The following is a 17,019-nucleotide window of genomic DNA, read 5'->3' on the forward strand; positions in this document are numbered from 1 at the left end:
CGCAGCAGGGTCAGCAGCAGATCCCCCAGCAGCAGGGCTTTCCCCAGCAGCAGCCGATGCAGCAGCAGCCGCCGCAGGCCCTCCGCAACCCGGGCATGCCGATGCGCCCGCAGCCGCCCGCCCAGGCGCAGCCGCCCGCGCGGCCGGCCGGGCCCGGCCCGGACGGGATCGACTGGGAGGCCGAGGCCGCCGCGCTGGACGGCCCCCGGGCCGAGCCGGAGCCGGAGGCCTGGCACGAGGACGAGCAGGACGAGGAGTACGGCGAGCACACCGAGGCCGACGAGTACGCCGACCACGAGGCCGAAGCCGAGCAGGAGTCGTTCTTCGGCGCGGGGGAGCAGGACACCTCGCGTGAGGCCGAGCGCAAGCGCAAGGAGAAGGGCAAGGCCTCGGGCCGCCGCAACAGCGGCGCCTGCCTGGTCGTCGCCCTGGCGCTGGTGGGCGGCGTGGCCGGTGCGGGGTGGTGGGGCTACGGCTTCTACCAGTCGCACTTCGGTCCGCCCCCGGACTACAAGGGCTCCGGCACCGGGTCGGTCTCGGTCGAGATCAAGGCGGGTTCGGGCGAGCAGATGGGCGCCACGCTCCAGGCCTCGGACGTGGTCAAGAGCGTCAAGGCCTTCGTGGCCGCGTTCACCAACAACTCCAAGGCCGGCTCCATCCAGCCCGGCTCCTACACGCTGCACCACCAGATGTCGGCCGAGGCCGCCGTCCAGGAGCTGGTCGACTCCAACGGCGGCAACGCCCTGGTGATCCCCGAGGGCAAGAAGGCCGTCGACATCTACACGATGATCGACAACAAGCTGAAGCTCCAGAAGGGTGCCACGGCGGCCGCCGCCGCGTCCCAGATCAGCACCCTCGGCCTCCCCGACTACGCCCAGGGCAACCTGGAGGGCTTCCTCTTCCCCGCGCGCTACTCGGTCACCGACGGCATGAAGCCCGAGGCGATGCTCAAGCAGATGGTCGCGATGGCCGTGCAGCACTACCAGCAGCTGAACCTGGACGACGGCGCGAAGAAGATCGGGCTGACCAACGGCTACCAGGTCATCATCGAGGCCAGCATCCTCCAGGCCGAGGGCAACAACGACACCGACTTCGGCAAGATCGCCCGGGTCCTCTCCAACCGCCTCAACACCCAGGCGACCCAGGGCAAGCTGCAGCTGGACACCACGCTCCAGTACAAGCTCGGCCGCACCAACTTCACCAAGGCGGAGAAGGACGGCGACAAGAGCCCGTACAACACGTACTACAGCAAGGGCCTGCCGCCGACCCCGATCTCCAACCCGGGTGACGCGGCGATCCAGGCCGTGCTGAACCCGACGCCGGGTGACTGGGTCTACTTCGTGGCGGTCTCGCCGACGGACACCCGCTTCGAGAAGACCTTCGACGACTTCAAGACCGACGTGAAGGCCTACTGCACCGCGCACAACCAGGGCTTCGACCCGTCCGGTATGTGCAAGTAGTCACCCTGGAGGGGAGCACCGTGACATCGCAGCACCGGGCCGCCGTTCTCGGCTCGCCGATCGCGCACTCGCTCTCCCCGGCCCTGCACCGGGCCGGGTACGCGGCGCTCGGCCTGGCGGACGAGTGGCGGTACGACCGCTTCGAGGTGGACGAGGCGGCGTTGCCCGCCTTCGTCGAGGGGATCGACCCGGCCGAGTGGGCCGGGCTGTCGCTGACCATGCCGCTGAAGCGGGCGATCCTGCCGCTGCTGGACGAGGTCAGCGCGACGGCGCTCTCGGTGGACGCGGTCAACACGGTGGTGATCGGGCCGGACGGGAGCCGCCGGGGCGACAACACCGACGTCCCGGGACTGGTCAACGCGCTGCGCGAGCGCGGCATCGAGCGGGTGGAGACCGCCGCGGTCCTGGGCGCGGGGGCCACCGCCTCCTCCGCGCTGGCGGCGCTGGCCCAGATCTGCACCGGCGAGGTGACGGCGTATGTCCGGAGTCCCGAACGGGCGGCCGAGATGCGGGTGCTCGGCGAGCGGCTGGGGCTCACGCTCCGCACGGCGGACTGGGAGCGGGCCGCGGACGCGCTGGCGGCCCCGCTGACCATCTCCACCACCCCGGCGGGCGCCACCGACGGCTTCGCGGCGGCCGTACCGGGTGAGCCGGGTGCGCTGTTCGACGTGCTGTACCACCCGTGGCCGACCAAGCTCGTCGCCGCCTGCGCCGAGCGCGGAGCGACCGTGCTGGGCGGGTTGGACCTGCTGGTCCATCAGGCGGTGCTCCAGTTCGAGCAGTTCACCGGGGTGGCCGCCGGGCCGCTGGCGGCCATGCGGGCGGCCGGCGAGGCCGCACTCGCCGGGGGCTGAGCGCTTCCGCCGACGGGACGGCGTGCGGCGCGCCCCGCGCCGCGTTCGCGCCGGGGTGCCGGGCAGGTGGGCTGCCCGCCACCGCGGATGCCGGGGGCCGGGTCACCGACGGCCCCGCGCTGTCAGCCGGCGGTGAGACTTACGAAGCGGGTGGGCTCCCCGGGGTCCGTGCTGTCCTCCGTGAGCGGGTGGTGGGGGTAGAGCGGTGAGCGGCCCTGGTAGGCGAGGATGTCGGGGTTCTGGACCTCGCCGTCGCGCACCTCGATGGCCCGGCGGACGGTCTCGTCGGTGTCCCAGGCCCGCGGGTCGGCGATGATCGGCAGGTAGTGCAGGCTGGGGCGGCTCTGCTCCCAGGTGGCGGAGTCCCAGAGCAGCGCCGGGCTGTGGTCGACCGCGTAGTAGCGGACGTGGTCGCCGACCGTGACGAGGGGCTCGTCGAACGAGGTGGGGCGGGCCCAGCTGAAGCCCATGGCCACGTCGCAGGAGATGTCGACGACGAGGGTGCCGGAGGGGAAGCGGGGCAGGTCCTCCTCCGTGAGGTAGACCTGCGGGGCGTTGATGTCCTGCATCACGCAGTTGACGACGATGTCGTGCTCGGCGAGGAAGTCGACCAGCGGGACGGTGCGGCCCTCGACGGTCACCGTGCTCGCGGCCGGATCGGCTTGGTCGTAGTGGAGTTGGGCCATCCGCGCGGTGTCGCTGGGCGGGGTGACGGCGGAGCTCGGGCGCTGGGTGAGGATGCTGAGGCTGCCGACGCCGTGGGCCTGGAGGGCGAGCGCGGCGCCCTGCCCGGTGGAGCCGAAGCCGAGCACGACCGCCTTCTCCAGCGGCCTGCCCCACACCCCGGTCCGTCCGACGGACTGCAGTGCGTGCTGGACGGAGCAGTAGCCGGCGAGTTCGCAGACGCCGTGGAACACGAAGCGGTCGAAGTCGCCGCCCTCGGGCCGGTCGCGCATGGCCTCCATGGAAATGACGGTCAGTTTGTGGTCGATCGCCAGCTGCGTCGTCTCCATGTTCTGGGCGAAGTGCGGTGCTGCCCAAAGGATTTGACCGTCCCTCAGTTCAGCCAGATCGCGGGGAGTGGCCTTGAACATGATGACGAGGTCGCAGTCGGCGATGATGTCGCGGCGGGGGAGTATGCCGGCGACCAGGGGGGCGAGCTGGTCGTCGGAGTAGCCGAACCACTGGCCGTAGCCGGTCTCCAGGAACATGCGGCCGCGGATGTCGGCGTCGAGGAGGGGGAGATGGGCCGGATGGAGGGGGGCGCGCCTCTCGTTCTTCTTATGCGTGGAGGCGAGCACACCGATGCTGAGGTTATTCATCTGCAGGGCCCCTTCGTATGATTGACTAACCATCAAATCCTACGAGTTATGTTGGTGGGGGCACCGGTGAATGACACAACTTCCGAGATCGTGCGCGATCTGACCTCGCGGGGATACGCGCTGGCGCAGGGTCCTCTCACCCCGGAGGAAGCTGCTGACCTGGTCGGACGTCTGGGAACAATCGTCCCGCAGACCACCGGGGCGTTGGCGTACGACGTCATGGCCCACCCGGGTTTCGAGAAGGTGCGCGACACCCGCAGTGCCCACACGCTGCGGCCGCACACCGAGGCGCCCGGGCAGAACCCGCCGCCGCGCTACCTGGCCCTGCACTGCCGTGTCCAGGCCACCTGCGGTGGCGGCCTGACCATGCTCGCCGACGCGCGGGACTTCGTCGCGGGCCTGAGCAGCAGCGACGAGCGGCTGGTGCGCGAGGCCGAGCTGTACTGGCCGTCCTACGTGGAGGATTCCGACGTCGAAGGGCTCTGGAAGCCCCTGGTCGAGCAGACGGAACACGGCACGGTCAACCGCCTGAGTTGCACGCTCCTGCGCACCGGCGGCTATTCCGAGGGCCTCGACGAACTGGCGGGCCCGCAGAACCCGCCGCTCGGCGCCGAGGGTGTCGCGCTCGCCCAGCAGGCCCTGGACTTCTTCCGGGATAACCAGGTATCGGTGCTCATTCCCGAGGGCGCGCTACTGATCTGGGACAACCACCGAATGTTCCACGCGCGTTCATCTTTCACCGACACCCGGCGGCGCCTCACCCGGTACTGGATCGCAGACTGACCTTCGCGCTCGCAGTGACCGGTGGACGCCGGTCCGCCACGCCGGCGCAATCAGGAAAGGCAAGACACTGCACGCCTATCGCCGAGTTCTGGGCATCCCCGGATTGCGGTCGATGCTACTGCTGGGGTCGTTGATCAAGATCCCGTTGGTGGCCGTCCCACTCGTGCTCACCCTGCATCTGACGACCACCCGGCACCTCGGTTACGCACAGGCCGGGTTGGTCATCGCCCTGTGGACCGCCGGCGCCGCCGTGGGCTCCCCCTTCCAGGGGCGCCGGATCGACCGGCACGGGCTGCGGCCGGTGCTGATCGTCGCCGCCGTCGGCCAGGCCCTGTTCTGGGGGTTCGCGGCAGGGCTGCCGTACCCCGCCCTGCTGGTGGCCGCCCCGCTGTCGGGCCTGGTCCTCGTCCAGGGGTCGACGATCTCCCGTCTGGCCATCACCGGCCTGGTGCCCGAAGAGAGCCGGCACACCGCCTTCGCCGTGGACTCCCTGCTGACCACCGTCTCGTACCTGACCGGCCCGTCACTGGCCGTCCTGCTGGCGACGCAGACGTCAACCGCTCTCGCCGTCCGGGGACTCGGGCTGCTGCTGGTCGTCAACTTCCTCGTCGTGACCGTCCGGAACCCCCGCGTACGGCCCCGTGCCGAGGACCGGCCGTCGGACGCCCCGCTGCCCTCGCTGCGCCAGTGGCTCAACCGGGGGCTGATCGCGACCTGCGCCTGTGCGCTGGCCGCCGGGATGTTCGCCTCCGGTACGGAGCTCGGGATCGTCGGAGCGCTCCGGCAGCACGGCCAGACGGCGTGGATCGGACCCGTCCTGGTGGGTGTCGCCCTGGGCTCGATGGCCGGCGGTCTCGTCTACGGGAGCCTGTCGCGCCGTCCCCCGGCCGCGCTGACCGTCGCCGCGCTCGGCGCCGTGACGATCCCCGTCGGCCTCGCGGGCGGTGTGCCCTGGCTGGCCCTGGCGATGCTGCCCGCCGCCCTGCTGAACGCCCCGGCCTTCGCGTCCACCGCGACCGCCGCCAGCACCTTCGCCGTGAGCGGGGCCCGGGCCTCGGCGCTGAGTCTGTACTCCACCGCGACGGCCGCCGGCGCCGCGCTCGGCGGGCCGGTCGTCGGCACGGCCCTCGACCACGGGGGCACGTCCTGGGGCTTCGCCGCGGTCGGCCTCTTCATCCTGCTCGTCTCCCTGTCGGCCGTGCCCGCGATGCGCCCGCGCGCGGTGGCCGTACCCGCCCTGTCCGACACCTCCGCCCATCTTGCGAAAGAGAGCCTGTGATGTCCGCCGTGCCACACGTCGTCCTCGTCGATCCCTACATACCGGCCGTGCAGCTCGCCGAACACTTCCGGCAGGCCGGGGCGGCGCTGATCAGGGTGCAGAGCACCAGGGAGGTGCCGCAGGTCTACCAGGCGTCGTACGTCCAGGAGGGCTACGCGGACACCATCGTCCACGAGGACCTCGCCACCACCGTCGAGCGCCTCGCCGCGTACGCCCCGGTGGCCGTCGTGGCCGGTGGCGAGCTCGGTGTCCCGCTCGCCGACGCGCTCAGCTCGGCACTCGGACTCGCCGGCAACGGCGTGGAGTTGAGCGAGGCCCGGCGCGACAAGTACGTGATGATCGAGACGATCAAGCAGGCCGGTGTGCCCGGGGCCCGCCAGCTCCGGGTCACCGACGAGGACGAACTGGCGGCGTGGCACCGCTCCCTGGGCGGCCGCGTCGTGGTGAAGCCGCTCCGGAGCTCGGGCAACGACCACGTCTTCTTCTGCGACACGCCCGAGGAGTCCGTCGCCGCCTATCTGAAGACGGCGGGGACGGTCAACGTGTTCTCCGAGCGCAACGCCGGGGTGGTGGCGCAGGAGTACCTCTACGGCACCGAGTACATGGTCAACACGGTGAGCCGGGACGGCCACCACCGGATCTGCGAGATCTGGCGGACCACGCGGCTCGCCGTCAACGGCGTGTCGGACCTCGTGGACGGCATCTACCTGATGGCCCGGCGCGGCGAGGTCCAGGACCAACTGGCCGAGTACACCGAGCGGGTGCTCGACGCGCTCGGCATCCAGCACGGCCCGGCGCACCTCGAAGTGAAGCTGACCAACGACGGACCGAGGCTCGTCGAGGTCGGTGCACGCCTGTCCGGCGGCAGGCTGCCCGTGCACGCGAAGCTCGCCATCGGCGAGACCCAGCTCGACTGGACGGTACGGGCCTACCTCGACCCCGAAGGCTTCCACCGGCTGGCCGACGAGGACTACCGGCGGGCGCGGCACGTCGGCCACATCGCCCTGGTCTCGCCGGTCGAAGGGGTGCTGCGGGGGTACCGCGACCTGGACGCGATCCGGGGGCTGGACAGCTTCCACGACCTCCAGACCTACCTCCGGCCAGGCGACCGGATCACCCGCACGGTCGACGACATGTCGTACACCGGGTCCGTGCTCCTGGTGCACGAGACGGAGGAGGCGGTCCTGCGCGACGCCAACACCATGCGGTTCCTGGACGGCGCCGGCTTCTACGACCTCGACCCGGAGAGCGCCGGGGCCTGACCGGCGGGGCCGACCCGACCCCCGCGACCTGGACGGGACGCGGGGCGGGTTCGGTCCTGGCAGGATGGCGGCATGGAACGTGTGCTCGGAGTCGGCGGATATTTCATGCGGGCCACCGACCCAGTGGCCCTGGGAGCCTGGTACCGCGACTGCCTGGGCCTGGACGCCGACGAGAACGGCCTGTGGCGTCCGGAGGCCGGGGTGACGGTGTTCGCGGCCTTCGAGTCCGAGACCGACTACTTCGGCTCCCGCGCGCAGCAGACGATGCTCAACTTCCGTGTCCGCGACCTGGACGCGATGCTCGCGCAGCTACGCGCCAAGGGCGCGGACGTGGCCGGGGAGACCCAGGACATGGCGGGCGTCGGCCGGTTCGGCTGGGTCACGGATCCCGAGGGCAACCGGGTCGAGCTGTGGCAGCCCAGCTGACGGAGTCTCCACGCGGGCGGTCACGGGCCGGTGGCCGGCGGCCCGTGTCGTCGTCCCGGTCCACCCTGCGACCGGGACAACCAACTCATCGGGAGTAAGACATGGGCCTCATCCACATCGAGCTGTTCGCGACCCTCGACCTCGTCGGGCAGTCGCCCGGCGGCCCCGGCGAGGACCCGGCGGGGTTCCCGTTCGGCGGCTGGCAGGCGCCCCTGCTGGACGAGGTCACGGGGGCGCAGGTCGGCGCCGCGTACGAGGGCACGGACGCCCTCCTGCTCGGCCGGCGGACGTACGACATCTTCGCCGCCTACTGGCCGCACCAGGAGGGCAACGACTTCGCCGCGCTCTTCAACAGGGTCCCGAAGTACGTGGCCTCCCGGGGCAGGCCCGACCTCTCGTGGGCCGGGTCCACGCAGCTCGGCCCGGACCTGGCCCACGCGGTGCGCGAGATCCGTGACCGGCACGAGCACGTGAAGGTCGTCGGGAGCCTGAACCTGGTGCAGACCCTGCTGCGCGAGAAGCTCTTCGACCGCCTCGACCTCTGGGTGCACCCGATCGTGCTCGGCGTCGGGAAGAAGGTGTTCGACGGCGGCGCGGTGCCCACCAACCTCACCCTCCTCGAACCGCCGGTGGCCGGTCCCAAGGGCACCGTGTACCTGCGCTACGGGTTCGCCGACGGCACGCCCGGGACGGGCGACATGAGCGCACCCGACCACGGTGCCGGGCGCGAGGACTGAAGCCGGCCACACCCGCCGGCCTGTCCGTCCGACCACGGTCCGAGCCACGGGCGGAGCTACCAGCCGCACGCCACCGGCCCGATCGGCCGCAGCCCCACCTGCCCGGCGAGCCATTCGGCCCGCGCCACGTCACCTTCCCGGAAGTGGATGAAGACGGTGTGGTCCGGGGCCGGGACCTCGCGGTAGACGTCCCGACAGTTGACGGCGATCTGGACACCTGCGTCCTTGTTACGGCTCTCCAGGCCGAGTTCCGGTACGGCCGGCCAGCTGAAGAAGTCCCAGTCGATCGAACCGGGCCCGGAGCCGGCCACGCCGAAGAACACCTCCTCGATCGACCCGACCGGTCGGCCGCCGAGGTGCAGCCCCACAGGGAGCAGCGCCGCCACCCGTGGGTCCGCCGCCGCGATCAAGTGCCGGATCTCGTCGTCGGACTCGGGCCGGTACGGGTTGTCAGGACCGACCCTGGCGTCCGGGAAGGCGGCGGCCATGCGCTGCGCCTCTGCCGCGGTGAGCGCCTGCGCCTGGGCGCTGACCTGGAACTCGTCCATGGGGACGGCAAGGCTCAGCAGCCGCTGGACCGCCTGGTAGGCGTTCAGCAGATCAGGGGTCCGCAGAACCGGCAGGACGTTCGAAGTGCTCATGCCGGGGGAGTCTGGCAGATGCCGCGTCGCCCACTCACGCGAGTTTCCACCACCCCTCCGCGTCCCCGGCCCGTGGCAGTGACGTCACATGATCCGCCGGATGCCTCAGGCGGCGAGGGCGCCGTTGACCAGCAGGGCGGCTGATCCCTGGACGGCGTACCAGGCCAGGGCTTCGCTGATGCGCCGGACGTGGTGGTCGTCGCAGACCGTCGAGAGGTGTTCCGGGGCGGTCCAGTCGAAGCCGAGCAGGCCCGGACCGGGGCGGGCCGTCGCTGCCCGGGCGGTTGTCAGTCGCAGGGCGAAGACGAAGGTGTAGCCCTCGTGGCCGCCGGTGGACCGGTTGGCGGGGGAGTAGTCCACGGCGGCGAGGTCCGCGCCGGTGAACGGCAGGGTGACCCCGAGCTGCGCGCGGACCAGGCGGCGGACGGTGCGGTGTGCGGGTTCGTCCGGTGCGGCGTGACCGCCGGGCAGTCGGTGGCGCGGGTGGTCGGCTCGGTCGAGCAGGAGCACCCGTTCGTCGTCCGGGTGGATCAGTACGGCCTGGCCCGCGACCCTCCGGCGCGGCGGGCTCTCGAAGTGCGTTTGCTCCTTGGTCACTTGACGGACTCCGGTCGACGGGTTCGGTGAGTGGGTCGTCCCTGCCGCCGTGTGTTCCGGATGCGCCGCAGGGCGGCACGACGCATGAACGGTTCGGAGGCGGAGATGCAGACCATGATCAGCGGGCAGGAGGTGAACATGAACACTGCGGCCCGGGTGGAGAAACTCGCGCCGTCATCGAGCGGCAGCGTGGCCAGCAGGCCCGCACCCACACTGACGGCGAGGGTGACCGCCGTGGCGATCAACAGGTCGACCGAGTAACCGGGTTGGGGCTTCACCGCTCCACCTCGCTGATCTGCGGGTCGAGCCCGGCGCCACTCGTTGCCGCCAGCAGGGTCCGGCACCGAGCGCACGAACAGCCTTCGTACGCCTGTGGGACAACCCTGGTCAGCCGCCGGGAGGCCTTCGGGTCGTAGTCGTCCAGTGGCGACCAATCTGGCGGCAGGCCAACGGCGTTGGAGGTCCGACGCGTCGCCCCGGGCGGGGGAAGGTCCTGCTTGGCAGGTGTGTTCCGAGCGCTCATCGCGCCCCCTTTCGTCGCTTTCTGCTACCTAGCATCGGCGCACAGGCATACTCTCGCCAGGGCAGGCATCTTGACGAAGCGGACGATCCGTTGACAGTTCTGGCCGACTGCCTGTCAGGAAGGAGCGCCGCGATGGCCGGTCGAAAGAATGAGCTGGACCCGAGTGATTCACCCGGCAGTCTGTTCGGTGGCATGCTCCGCATGTTCCGGGAGTCGAGGAACCTGTCCCAGCAGCAACTGGCGGCCGAAGTGCCGTGTGACGACAGCTTCATCAGCCGGGTGGAGAGCGGTACTCGCGCCCCGAAGGACGGGTTCGCCGAGCGCTGCGACGAGATCCTGAAGACCGGTGGTGCGCTCGCGTTCCTCATGCCCTTCGTCCAGAAGCAGTTGGAAGCTACCTTCAGAGAGGGGTTCCTGGAGTACGTTGAGGAAGAGGCCAAAGCTGTCGAGCTGAGGACCTTCGAAGTCGCGTATATCCCGGGATTGCTTCAGACAGAGGCCTTCGCCCGCGCGCTGCTGACGGAAGGTGGCGTCCGCCGTGCCGGGGCACTACGTGCTGCTGACGTCCACGAAACCGTCGAGCTATGGCTGGCGCGACGGCTCGACCGCCAGCGGATCTTGACGTCGGAGACACCGCCGTTCCTCTTCGTGGTGATCGACGAGAGTGTGCTGCTACGGCCGGTCGGTGGAAAGGAGGTGATGCGCGCGCAGTGCGACCACCTGTTGGCGATGACCGAACTCCCCAACGTCGCACTTCAGATCGCCCCACTGTCGCTCGGGGACCGTCTGCCGATGGCCGCGCCGCTGACCTTGCTGACACTCCCTGGCGGCAGTGTCACTGTGTACTCGGAGTCCGTGCTGTGTGGGTTGCTGGTCCGGGACAAGGTAGTTATCGAGAATGCGCAGCACAAGTACACTCTGCTCCAGATCGAAGCCCTCTCGCAGGATGCGTCGGTAGACCTGATCCGCCAGGTCAGACAGGAACTGTACTCATGAGTGATCTCACTGTCGCCTGTTGGCGAAAGTCTTCCTACAGTGACGATGAAGGCAACACCTGCATCGAGGTGGCCGACGGCCAGTTCGCCGGCGTGACCCCCGTCCGCGACTCGAAGGACCCCGAGGGCCCCGCCCTGGTCTTCGCCGCCGACGCGTTCGCTTCGTTCGTCGCCGCCGTCAAGGCAGGCGACTTCGGCACCGTCTGACCGAACGTCAGTGAGACCCCGCCACCCCCAGGGAAGGGGTGGCGGGGTCTCGCCGTACCGGCGGCCGGAGGGCTCAGCGTCGCCTGGTGCGCAGCCGGAGGAGCAGGCCCAGCGCCAGCGCCAGCGCGGAGGCGAGCAGGGCGGGGAGCGGGTCGGCGCCGGTGGCGGGGAGGGGGCGGACGGGGACGGGTGGGCGTGGGGGGACGACGGCCGGGGTGTAGTCGTTGACGACGGTGAGCTGCGTTGGGTCCGTCGGGTTCAGCGGCAGGGCGTGGGCGGCGTCGCCGTGCTCGATGGTCACCGAGGTGGCTCCGGCGTGGTCGGGTTCGGTGACGTAGCAGCGGGCGGTGGCGGGGAGCGCGGCGCCGAGGTCGGTCACCTCCAGCACCTGGCCCGCCGTCAGGACGTAGGGGCGGTGGTCGACCAGGGACAGCGGCGGGGTGCCGGGCAGGTCGCAGGTGAGTTCCAGCCGGAAGTCGTGGGCGGGGGTGCCCGTGCCGGTGACGGTCTTGGCGAGCCGGAGCCAGCCCGCGCGGTAGTCGTTGACGGCCGTGATGGTGATCGCCGGGGTGTCGAGGGTGACCACGGCGGCCTGTCCGGCGTCCGGGTGGTCGATCACGGTGGAGGAGGCGCCGCGCGGATCCGGCTCGGCGGCCCAGCAGCGGGTGCCGATCGGCAGCGGTACCGGCACCTGGAGGGTCTGGCCGCCCGTCACCTGGTACGTCCGATCCAGCACGGTGACCAGCCGGGGGTTGCCCTCGCTGTCGGCGCCCTCGCGGCGGCAGATCACGTGCAGCCCGAAGGACGCGGCGCGCAGGGCGGGCAGTTCGGCGCCGGGACCGGTGAGCTGCTTGTGCAGGGCCAGTGACCCGACCGAGAAGGTGTTGTCGAGCGAGGCCGTCGCGACGTTGTTCTCGCCCTCGGTGATCACCACTCTGCCGACCGGCGGCGGGGTGCCGTCCGCGCCGCCGTTGTCGGTCTCGGTGACGGTGCAGACCGCGCCCACCGGCAGGTCGGTGAGGACCCCTTCCAGCTTCGGCGCCCGCAGTTCGAGCGCGCGGGCGACCACCCCCGGCCGGCCGTCGAAGTCGCAGAGCACCCCGAAGCGGAACGGCCGGTCGGCGTGCTCGGCGCCGGGGCCGGTCAGCTGCTTGGTGATCCGCAGCGAGCCGGTGGCGAACTCGTTGGTGACGATCGCGGTGGCCGTCCCGCCCGGCGTCGGCGGGCCGGGGACCGGCAGGTCGTTGCCCGGGACGGTGTAGTCGACGACGACCCGGCTGGTGCTGGTCGCCTCGATGGTGACCTTGCTCGCGCCGCCGGTGCCCGGCTCGGTGACGTCGCAGAGCGAGCCCTCCGGCAGATCGGTGAGCGACTGCGCCCCGTCCCCGGCGAAGACCAGGTCCTGCGGGTAATCGGGCAGCCGGGTGCCCCGGAACGTGCAGTCCACCCGGATGGTGAACGGCCCGGTGCCGACCTCATGGGCGGCCATGCCGGTGACCCGCTTGACGATCAGCAGGTCGCGGCGCGGGAAGTGGTTGGTGACGGTGCCGGTCTGCGCGGTCGTGGCGTCCGGCGCCGGGTCGACGGTCAGCACGATGGCGTTGTCCTCGCCCAGGTGGTCGCTCCGGGCGCCCGCCGGGTCGGTCTCCCAGATCCGGCAGACCGCCCCGGCCGGGACGCCCGCCAGCTCCAGTGGCCGCGCCGCGCCGAACTCGCCGGAGCCGGTGCGGACGGTCGTGGTGCTGCCGTCCGCCGCCGTCAGGGCGCAGGAGTACGCGGCGGTGAACGGTCCGACCGGCACCCCGGCGGGCGGGTCCTGCACGTCCTTGAGGATCCGCAGGTTCCCGAAGACCAGGCCCACGCCCGCCTTGGGCGGCTCGGTGACGGGCAGCACCACCTGCTTGCCGCCGGTGGTGACGGTCTCGCTGTGGGCGAAGGAGTTCCAGGCGACGGACGGGTAGCCGGGCCGGGTCAGGTCGGGCGGGGCGTCCAGCGTCATGCCGATCGAGACGGTGGTGCCCGGGGCGAAGCCGGCCGGGAAGTCCACCCGGGCCTCCAGCGCGGTGGCCTTGGGCGTGGCGGCGGCGTCCCAGGAGGCCGGGTTGCAGGCCCGGGCGGGGGTCGGGACCTGCCGGCCACAGGGGTTGGTGACGGTGCTGTAGGTGAGGGCGGCGGTGCCGGTGCCGGTGTAGACCGCCGCGCCGACCAGCCGGGGGACGGTGTCCCACTCGGTGCCGCGCTGGTCGCCGCCGAGCAGCACGCCGGTGTCGCGCGGCGCGGGCAGCACGTCCAGCAGGCGCAGGCTGCTCGCGGGTTCGGTGCCGGTGTTCTCGATCCGCAGGTGGTACGAGAACCGCTGGCCGGGCCGGACGAGGGCGATGCAGGGGTACCGGGTGTACGTGACGCCGGCCACCGCCAGGGTCGGGCAGCGCGGGTCGCCGATCGGCACCGCCGTACCGGTGTTGACCTCGCGGAAGCCGAGCCCGGGGTCGCCGGCGACCCACTTCGCGGCGTCGAAGGCGACGCCGGAGCGGGTGGTGACCTCCGCGCTGGAGGTGCAGAAGGTGCCCGGCCCGTACCGGGGGTCGTCCGTGACCTGGCCGAGCCGGGGCGAGGACGGGTCGCAGACCAGCCCGCCCTGGGTCTCGGAGCCCGCGCCGAAGACGTTGGGGATCCTCGTCCCTGCCGCCACGCCGCCGACCAGCTTCACCTGGTAGGTGATCGCCACCTGGGCGGTCGGGAACATCGTCCAGCCGGGGAAGCGCCAGACCAGCTTGGTGATCCGGCCGGTGGCGTCCCGGACGGGCTCGAACCGGACGTCGGCGGGCTTGGTGGCACCGGCGGGCAGCTGGTAGTCGATCCGGTACGGCATCCCGGCGCCGCCGTTGTAGGTGTCGTCGAAGCGGAGCCCGTTCGGCACCTCGTCGACCACGACCAGGTCGGTGAGCCGGTCGCTGCCGGTGTCGGTGATGTTCAGGGTGAACGGCGCCGGGGTGCCCGGGCCGAGCACGGTCTGCGCGGGGGACTTCTCCACCTTCAGCCGGGTGGTGCCCTGGGTGACCGTCAGGGTGGCGGTGCTCGGCGGGATCGGGAAGGTGCCGCCGGGGGTCTGGAGCCTGCTCTCGCCTGCGCCCGACGCGGTGTCCGGGATGGTGGCGGGGATCGGCGTGGCCGGGGCGGAGCGCAGCCCGGTCCGTGGCCTGACGGTGAGGCAGACGCTGGAGTTCGGGCAGCTGCCGCCGCCGGGCGGGCCCGTCGCGGGGACGAGGTCGTAGCCGCCGGAGGAGGAGCTGAAGGTGACCCGGACGCCCTGGACGTCGGCGGCGGCGATCCCGGCGGGCAGGCCCGGGGTGGTGCTCGCGCTCACCGTGCCGTCGACGAAGACCGGCGGGGTGGCCGTGCAGCCGGTGGTGCAGACGTCCACCCGGACCCGGTCCGCGCCGCGCGGGAAGGTCACGCCGTCGAGCCGGACGAGGTCGACGGCGTCGAAGAACGCCGGGTCGGTGTCGGTGACCACCAGCCGGCTGAGGCTCAGGTTGCCGGTGTTGAGCGCCGTCAGCCGGACGGCGACCGGCTGCGGGGCCAGGCCCGTCACCGGGCGGGTGACCGAGGTGGGGGAGAGGGTCTTCTGCAGCGAGGCGCCGGAGCGGGCCGGTCCGACGGTGACGTCCTGCGAGCAGGTCGGGGTGGCGGTCTGCTTGCCGCCGATGCTGGTGGAGAAGCAGTTCTTGAGCTTGCCGGAGGTGACGCCCGCGCGTAGCTGCACGGTGATGTCGGCGCGCATGGTGGCGCCGACCGGCAGCCCGTCGGGGGCCAGCAGCCGGACGCCCTTCGCGCGGGCGAGCAGCGCGTTGTCGCCGTTCACGTAGGTGACCCAGCCGCCGGTGGAGGGGTCGTAGAGCTGGAGGGCGAGCGGCAGGGTCTGCGGGCTGGCGCCGAAGCTCACGGCGGTGATCCGCAGCGAGTCGAAGGCGTTGCCGGCGGCCTTGGGGTCGGGCGGGTCGCTGATCAGCACGTTCGGCAGCAGCACGTTGCCGTCGTTGACCAGCCCGAGGGTGTAGGTGACGGGCTGGCCGGGCGGGATCTCGCTCTGCGAGGCGGACTTCACGCCCCGGCCGTCCTCCTTGCGCTCCTCCACCCGTACGGTCGCGCAGGCCGTCCCGGCGGTCGAGCCCGCGCCGTTGACGGGGCTGCCGGTCGAGCCGTCGGCGCAGTCGGTGACGCCGTCGCGAAGGTCGCCCGCGTCGACCTTGGCGTTCAGCGTGCCGTGCACCCCGAGCCGGCCGGTGGCGCCCTGCGCGATGGTGCCGACGCCGCCGCTCTCGCCCCGGAAGGTGACCGAGATCCGCTTGGGCGGGCTCCCGGCCGGGCAGCCGGCCGGGAGCGTGCGGGAGACCGGCGGCGGGGTGAGCGTGACGGGCGCGGGGGTGGAGCCGTCCCGGCAGGTGACGGTCAGGGTGGCGTTGGTCGCGCCGGGCGGGAAGTCGACCTTGAGGGTGGAGACGTCCAGCTTCTCGAACTCGCTGCTCGCGGAGTCGGACGGCTCGGTGATCGTCATGGTGGAGACCGGGAAGGGCGAGGTGTTGCGGGCGGTGACGACGGCCGAGACGGGTGACTTCTCGCCGAGCACCACCCGGCCGTTCTGGCCGAAGGTGCCGTCGGCGTCCGGGAAGTACTGCTTGCCCAGGTCCACGGTGGCGATGTTGGGGAGGATGTCGTGGTCCGCGCAGGCATCCACGCCGACGATCGTGTACTTGCCCGAGACGACCCCGGGGAGGGCGCAGTTGCGGACGGTCCGGCGCTGCGCCGGGCTGAGCTCCGCGCCGGTCGAGCGGACGGTGTCGCGCAGCTTCAGCTTGAACTGGACGGATCCGCCGGTGTTGTCGAACGGCAGCGCCCCGCCCGCCGCGTCGGTGAACTCGAAACGGACGCCGGTGACCTGCCCGGCGCTCACCCCGTCCGGCAGCGTGAGCGCGGGCCCGGCGGTCGCGGTGCCCGCGATCAGCTCGCTGTCCTTGCACGGCGAGCCGATCGGTTTGGTGCACACCAGCACGGTCACCCGGTCGGCACCGGCCGGGAAGCGGGTGACCGGGCCGACGTCCGCCAGGTCGAAGTGGTCGAAGGTGTCCCGGCTGCTGTCCTCGACCTGGACCTCGGGGATGACGGCCGTCCCGTTGGAGGTGTTGCGCACGCCGAGGGTGACGGTGGAGACCCCGTCGGACAGCGCGACGTCGGAGCCCGGGGCCCAGCTCTTGGTGGCGGCGGCGTCCACGTCCTTGGGGATCCGGACGGTCTGGGTGACGGAGGCGATCACCTGGCTGGCGTTGTCGGCCGCCGCGGTCGCGGTGTTGGTGACGGAGTCGCCGTCCTTGAGCGGCCCGGTGGGCGGCACCCGCATCGCGATCGACACGTCGGCGGTGGTGCCCGCGGCCAGGCCCACCGACCCGGCCGGGTTGGGCGGGGAGGCCAGCGGCTGCTTGAACTGGATCCGCAGCCGCCGGGTCGCCGCGTCGTAGGTCACGGTCTGGGTCGCGGAGGACTTCGGCAGGTCGGTGACGTCGAACTCGGGCGGCAGTACGTCCTCGGCCACCGCGTTCAGGCAGGAGACGCTCAGCGAGGAGCAGGAGAGCGTCAGCCGGTAGGCGAACGCCGAGCCGGGCAGCAGCGGGTCGGGCGCGCCCTCCACCGTCTTGCCGAGCGTCAGCACCGGGCCCCCGGCGCGGGGCGCCGCCGGGCCGGCGGCGAGCGCGGGGCCCGCCGCCGGCACGAGCAGGGCGAGTGCCAGGGCGAGGACCCGGACGATACCGGTGGATCTGTGCATGAGCGCGGCCGTTCCACGAGAGACCGGTGAGATGACAGAGACGGACGCTAGGCATATCAGACGGATAACGGGCCTTAGTACGGTCCGACAGGCCGATGGTTCCGTCGGATGC

General features: G+C 71.8%; 14 protein-coding genes. 9 read left to right on the plus strand and 5 right to left on the minus strand.

What is annotated here, in order from left to right; genetic code table 11:
• Together mltG and ABD330_RS13295 are read left to right on the plus strand one after the other, a co-directional pair.
• Positions 1-1,460 (plus strand): endolytic transglycosylase MltG (gene mltG / locus ABD330_RS13290; protein ID WP_344464361.1); only part of this gene is annotated, 1,460 nt, incomplete at its 5' end.
• 20 nt (positions 1,461-1,480) lie between these two features.
• Positions 1,481-2,314, plus strand: a complete 834-nt coding sequence (locus ABD330_RS13295; protein ID WP_344464363.1) for a shikimate dehydrogenase — start codon at positions 1,481-1,483, stop codon at positions 2,312-2,314.
• A gap of 122 nt (positions 2,315-2,436) precedes the next feature.
• On the opposite strand, the gene ABD330_RS13300 is transcribed toward ABD330_RS13295, so the two are convergent.
• Positions 2,437-3,636, minus strand: coding sequence for a Rossmann-fold NAD(P)-binding domain-containing protein (locus ABD330_RS13300; protein ID WP_344464365.1), 1,200 nt, complete (start codon positions 3,634-3,636; stop codon positions 2,437-2,439).
• A gap of 66 nt (positions 3,637-3,702) precedes the next feature.
• Here ABD330_RS13300 and ABD330_RS13305 point away from each other — a divergent pair, with 66 nt between their 5' ends.
• The 5 genes from ABD330_RS13305 (at position 3,703) to ABD330_RS13325 (ending at position 8,123) form a co-directional block, all read left to right on the plus strand.
• Positions 3,703-4,419: a TauD/TfdA family dioxygenase gene (locus ABD330_RS13305; RefSeq protein ID WP_344464367.1), complete on the plus strand. Its 717-nt coding sequence runs from the start codon at positions 3,703-3,705 to the stop codon at positions 4,417-4,419.
• 148 nt (positions 4,420-4,567) lie between these two features.
• The gene (locus ABD330_RS13310) at positions 4,568-5,698 is read left to right on the plus strand and encodes an MFS transporter (protein ID WP_344464369.1); all 1,131 of its coding nucleotides are present in this window, start codon (positions 4,568-4,570) and stop codon (positions 5,696-5,698) included.
• Positions 5,698-6,960, plus strand: a complete 1,263-nt coding sequence (locus ABD330_RS13315; protein ID WP_344464371.1) for an ATP-grasp domain-containing protein — start codon at positions 5,698-5,700, stop codon at positions 6,958-6,960. Before ABD330_RS13310 ends, ABD330_RS13315 begins: the two co-directional genes overlap by 1 nt.
• A 72-nt stretch (positions 6,961-7,032) precedes the next feature.
• Positions 7,033-7,386 carry a VOC family protein gene (locus ABD330_RS13320; RefSeq protein ID WP_344464373.1) on the plus strand — a complete coding sequence of 118 codons (354 nt, stop codon included), beginning with the start codon at positions 7,033-7,035 and terminating at the stop codon, positions 7,384-7,386.
• Between the two features lie 101 nt (positions 7,387-7,487).
• Complete coding sequence (locus ABD330_RS13325) at positions 7,488-8,123, plus strand: dihydrofolate reductase family protein (protein ID WP_344464375.1); 636 nt, start codon at positions 7,488-7,490, stop codon at positions 8,121-8,123.
• 56 nt (positions 8,124-8,179) lie between these two features.
• Here the strand turns inward: ABD330_RS13325 and ABD330_RS13330 are convergent, their stop codons facing one another.
• The 3 genes from ABD330_RS13330 to ABD330_RS13340 form a co-directional block, all read right to left on the minus strand.
• A complete protein-coding gene (locus ABD330_RS13330; protein WP_344464377.1) occupies positions 8,180-8,764 on the minus strand; it encodes a hypothetical protein in 585 nt (194 codons plus the stop codon).
• A gap of 105 nt (positions 8,765-8,869) precedes the next feature.
• Complete coding sequence (locus tag ABD330_RS13335; RefSeq protein ID WP_344464379.1) at positions 8,870-9,361, minus strand: NUDIX domain-containing protein; 492 nt, start codon at positions 9,359-9,361, stop codon at positions 8,870-8,872.
• A complete protein-coding gene (locus tag ABD330_RS13340) occupies positions 9,358-9,639 on the minus strand; it encodes a hypothetical protein (RefSeq protein WP_344464381.1) in 282 nt (93 codons plus the stop codon). Before ABD330_RS13340 ends, ABD330_RS13335 begins: the two co-directional genes overlap by 4 nt.
• A gap of 377 nt (positions 9,640-10,016) precedes the next feature.
• On the opposite strand from ABD330_RS13340, the gene ABD330_RS13345 reads away from it, so the two are divergent.
• Positions 10,017-10,880: a helix-turn-helix domain-containing protein gene (locus ABD330_RS13345; protein WP_344464383.1), complete on the plus strand. Its 864-nt coding sequence runs from the start codon at positions 10,017-10,019 to the stop codon at positions 10,878-10,880.
• Positions 10,877-11,086: a DUF397 domain-containing protein gene (locus tag ABD330_RS13350; protein WP_344464385.1), complete on the plus strand. Its 210-nt coding sequence runs from the start codon at positions 10,877-10,879 to the stop codon at positions 11,084-11,086. Before ABD330_RS13345 ends, ABD330_RS13350 begins: the two co-directional genes overlap by 4 nt.
• A gap of 73 nt (positions 11,087-11,159) precedes the next feature.
• On the opposite strand, the gene ABD330_RS13355 is transcribed toward ABD330_RS13350, so the two are convergent.
• Positions 11,160-16,907 (minus strand): DUF5979 domain-containing protein, encoded by a 5,748-nt coding sequence (locus tag ABD330_RS13355; protein ID WP_344464387.1) that lies wholly within the window; start codon positions 16,905-16,907, stop codon positions 11,160-11,162.
• Positions 16,908-17,019 lie beyond the last annotated feature (112 nt).

It is taken from the genome of Kitasatospora kazusensis, from assembly GCF_039529945.1.
GTDB lineage: Bacteria > Actinomycetota > Actinomycetes > Streptomycetales > Streptomycetaceae > Kitasatospora > Kitasatospora kazusensis.

Excerpts from the sequence above, each read along its gene's own strand:
- ABD330_RS13345 (WP_344464383.1), top strand. The coding sequence starts at position 10,017 with ATGGCCGGTCGAAAGAATGAGCTGGACCCGAGTGATTCACCCGGCAGT.
- ABD330_RS13300 (WP_344464365.1), bottom strand. The coding sequence starts at position 3,636 with ATGAATAACCTCAGCATCGGTGTGCTCGCCTCCACGCATAAGAAGAAC.
- ABD330_RS13320 (WP_344464373.1), top strand. The coding sequence starts at position 7,033 with ATGGAACGTGTGCTCGGAGTCGGCGGATATTTCATGCGGGCCACCGAC.
- ABD330_RS13325 (WP_344464375.1), top strand. The coding sequence starts at position 7,488 with ATGGGCCTCATCCACATCGAGCTGTTCGCGACCCTCGACCTCGTCGGG.
- ABD330_RS13315 (WP_344464371.1), top strand. The coding sequence starts at position 5,698 with ATGTCCGCCGTGCCACACGTCGTCCTCGTCGATCCCTACATACCGGCC.
- ABD330_RS13330 (WP_344464377.1), bottom strand. The coding sequence starts at position 8,764 with ATGAGCACTTCGAACGTCCTGCCGGTTCTGCGGACCCCTGATCTGCTG.
- ABD330_RS13350 (WP_344464385.1), top strand. The coding sequence starts at position 10,877 with ATGAGTGATCTCACTGTCGCCTGTTGGCGAAAGTCTTCCTACAGTGAC.
- ABD330_RS13355 (WP_344464387.1), bottom strand. The coding sequence starts at position 16,907 with ATGCACAGATCCACCGGTATCGTCCGGGTCCTCGCCCTGGCACTCGCC.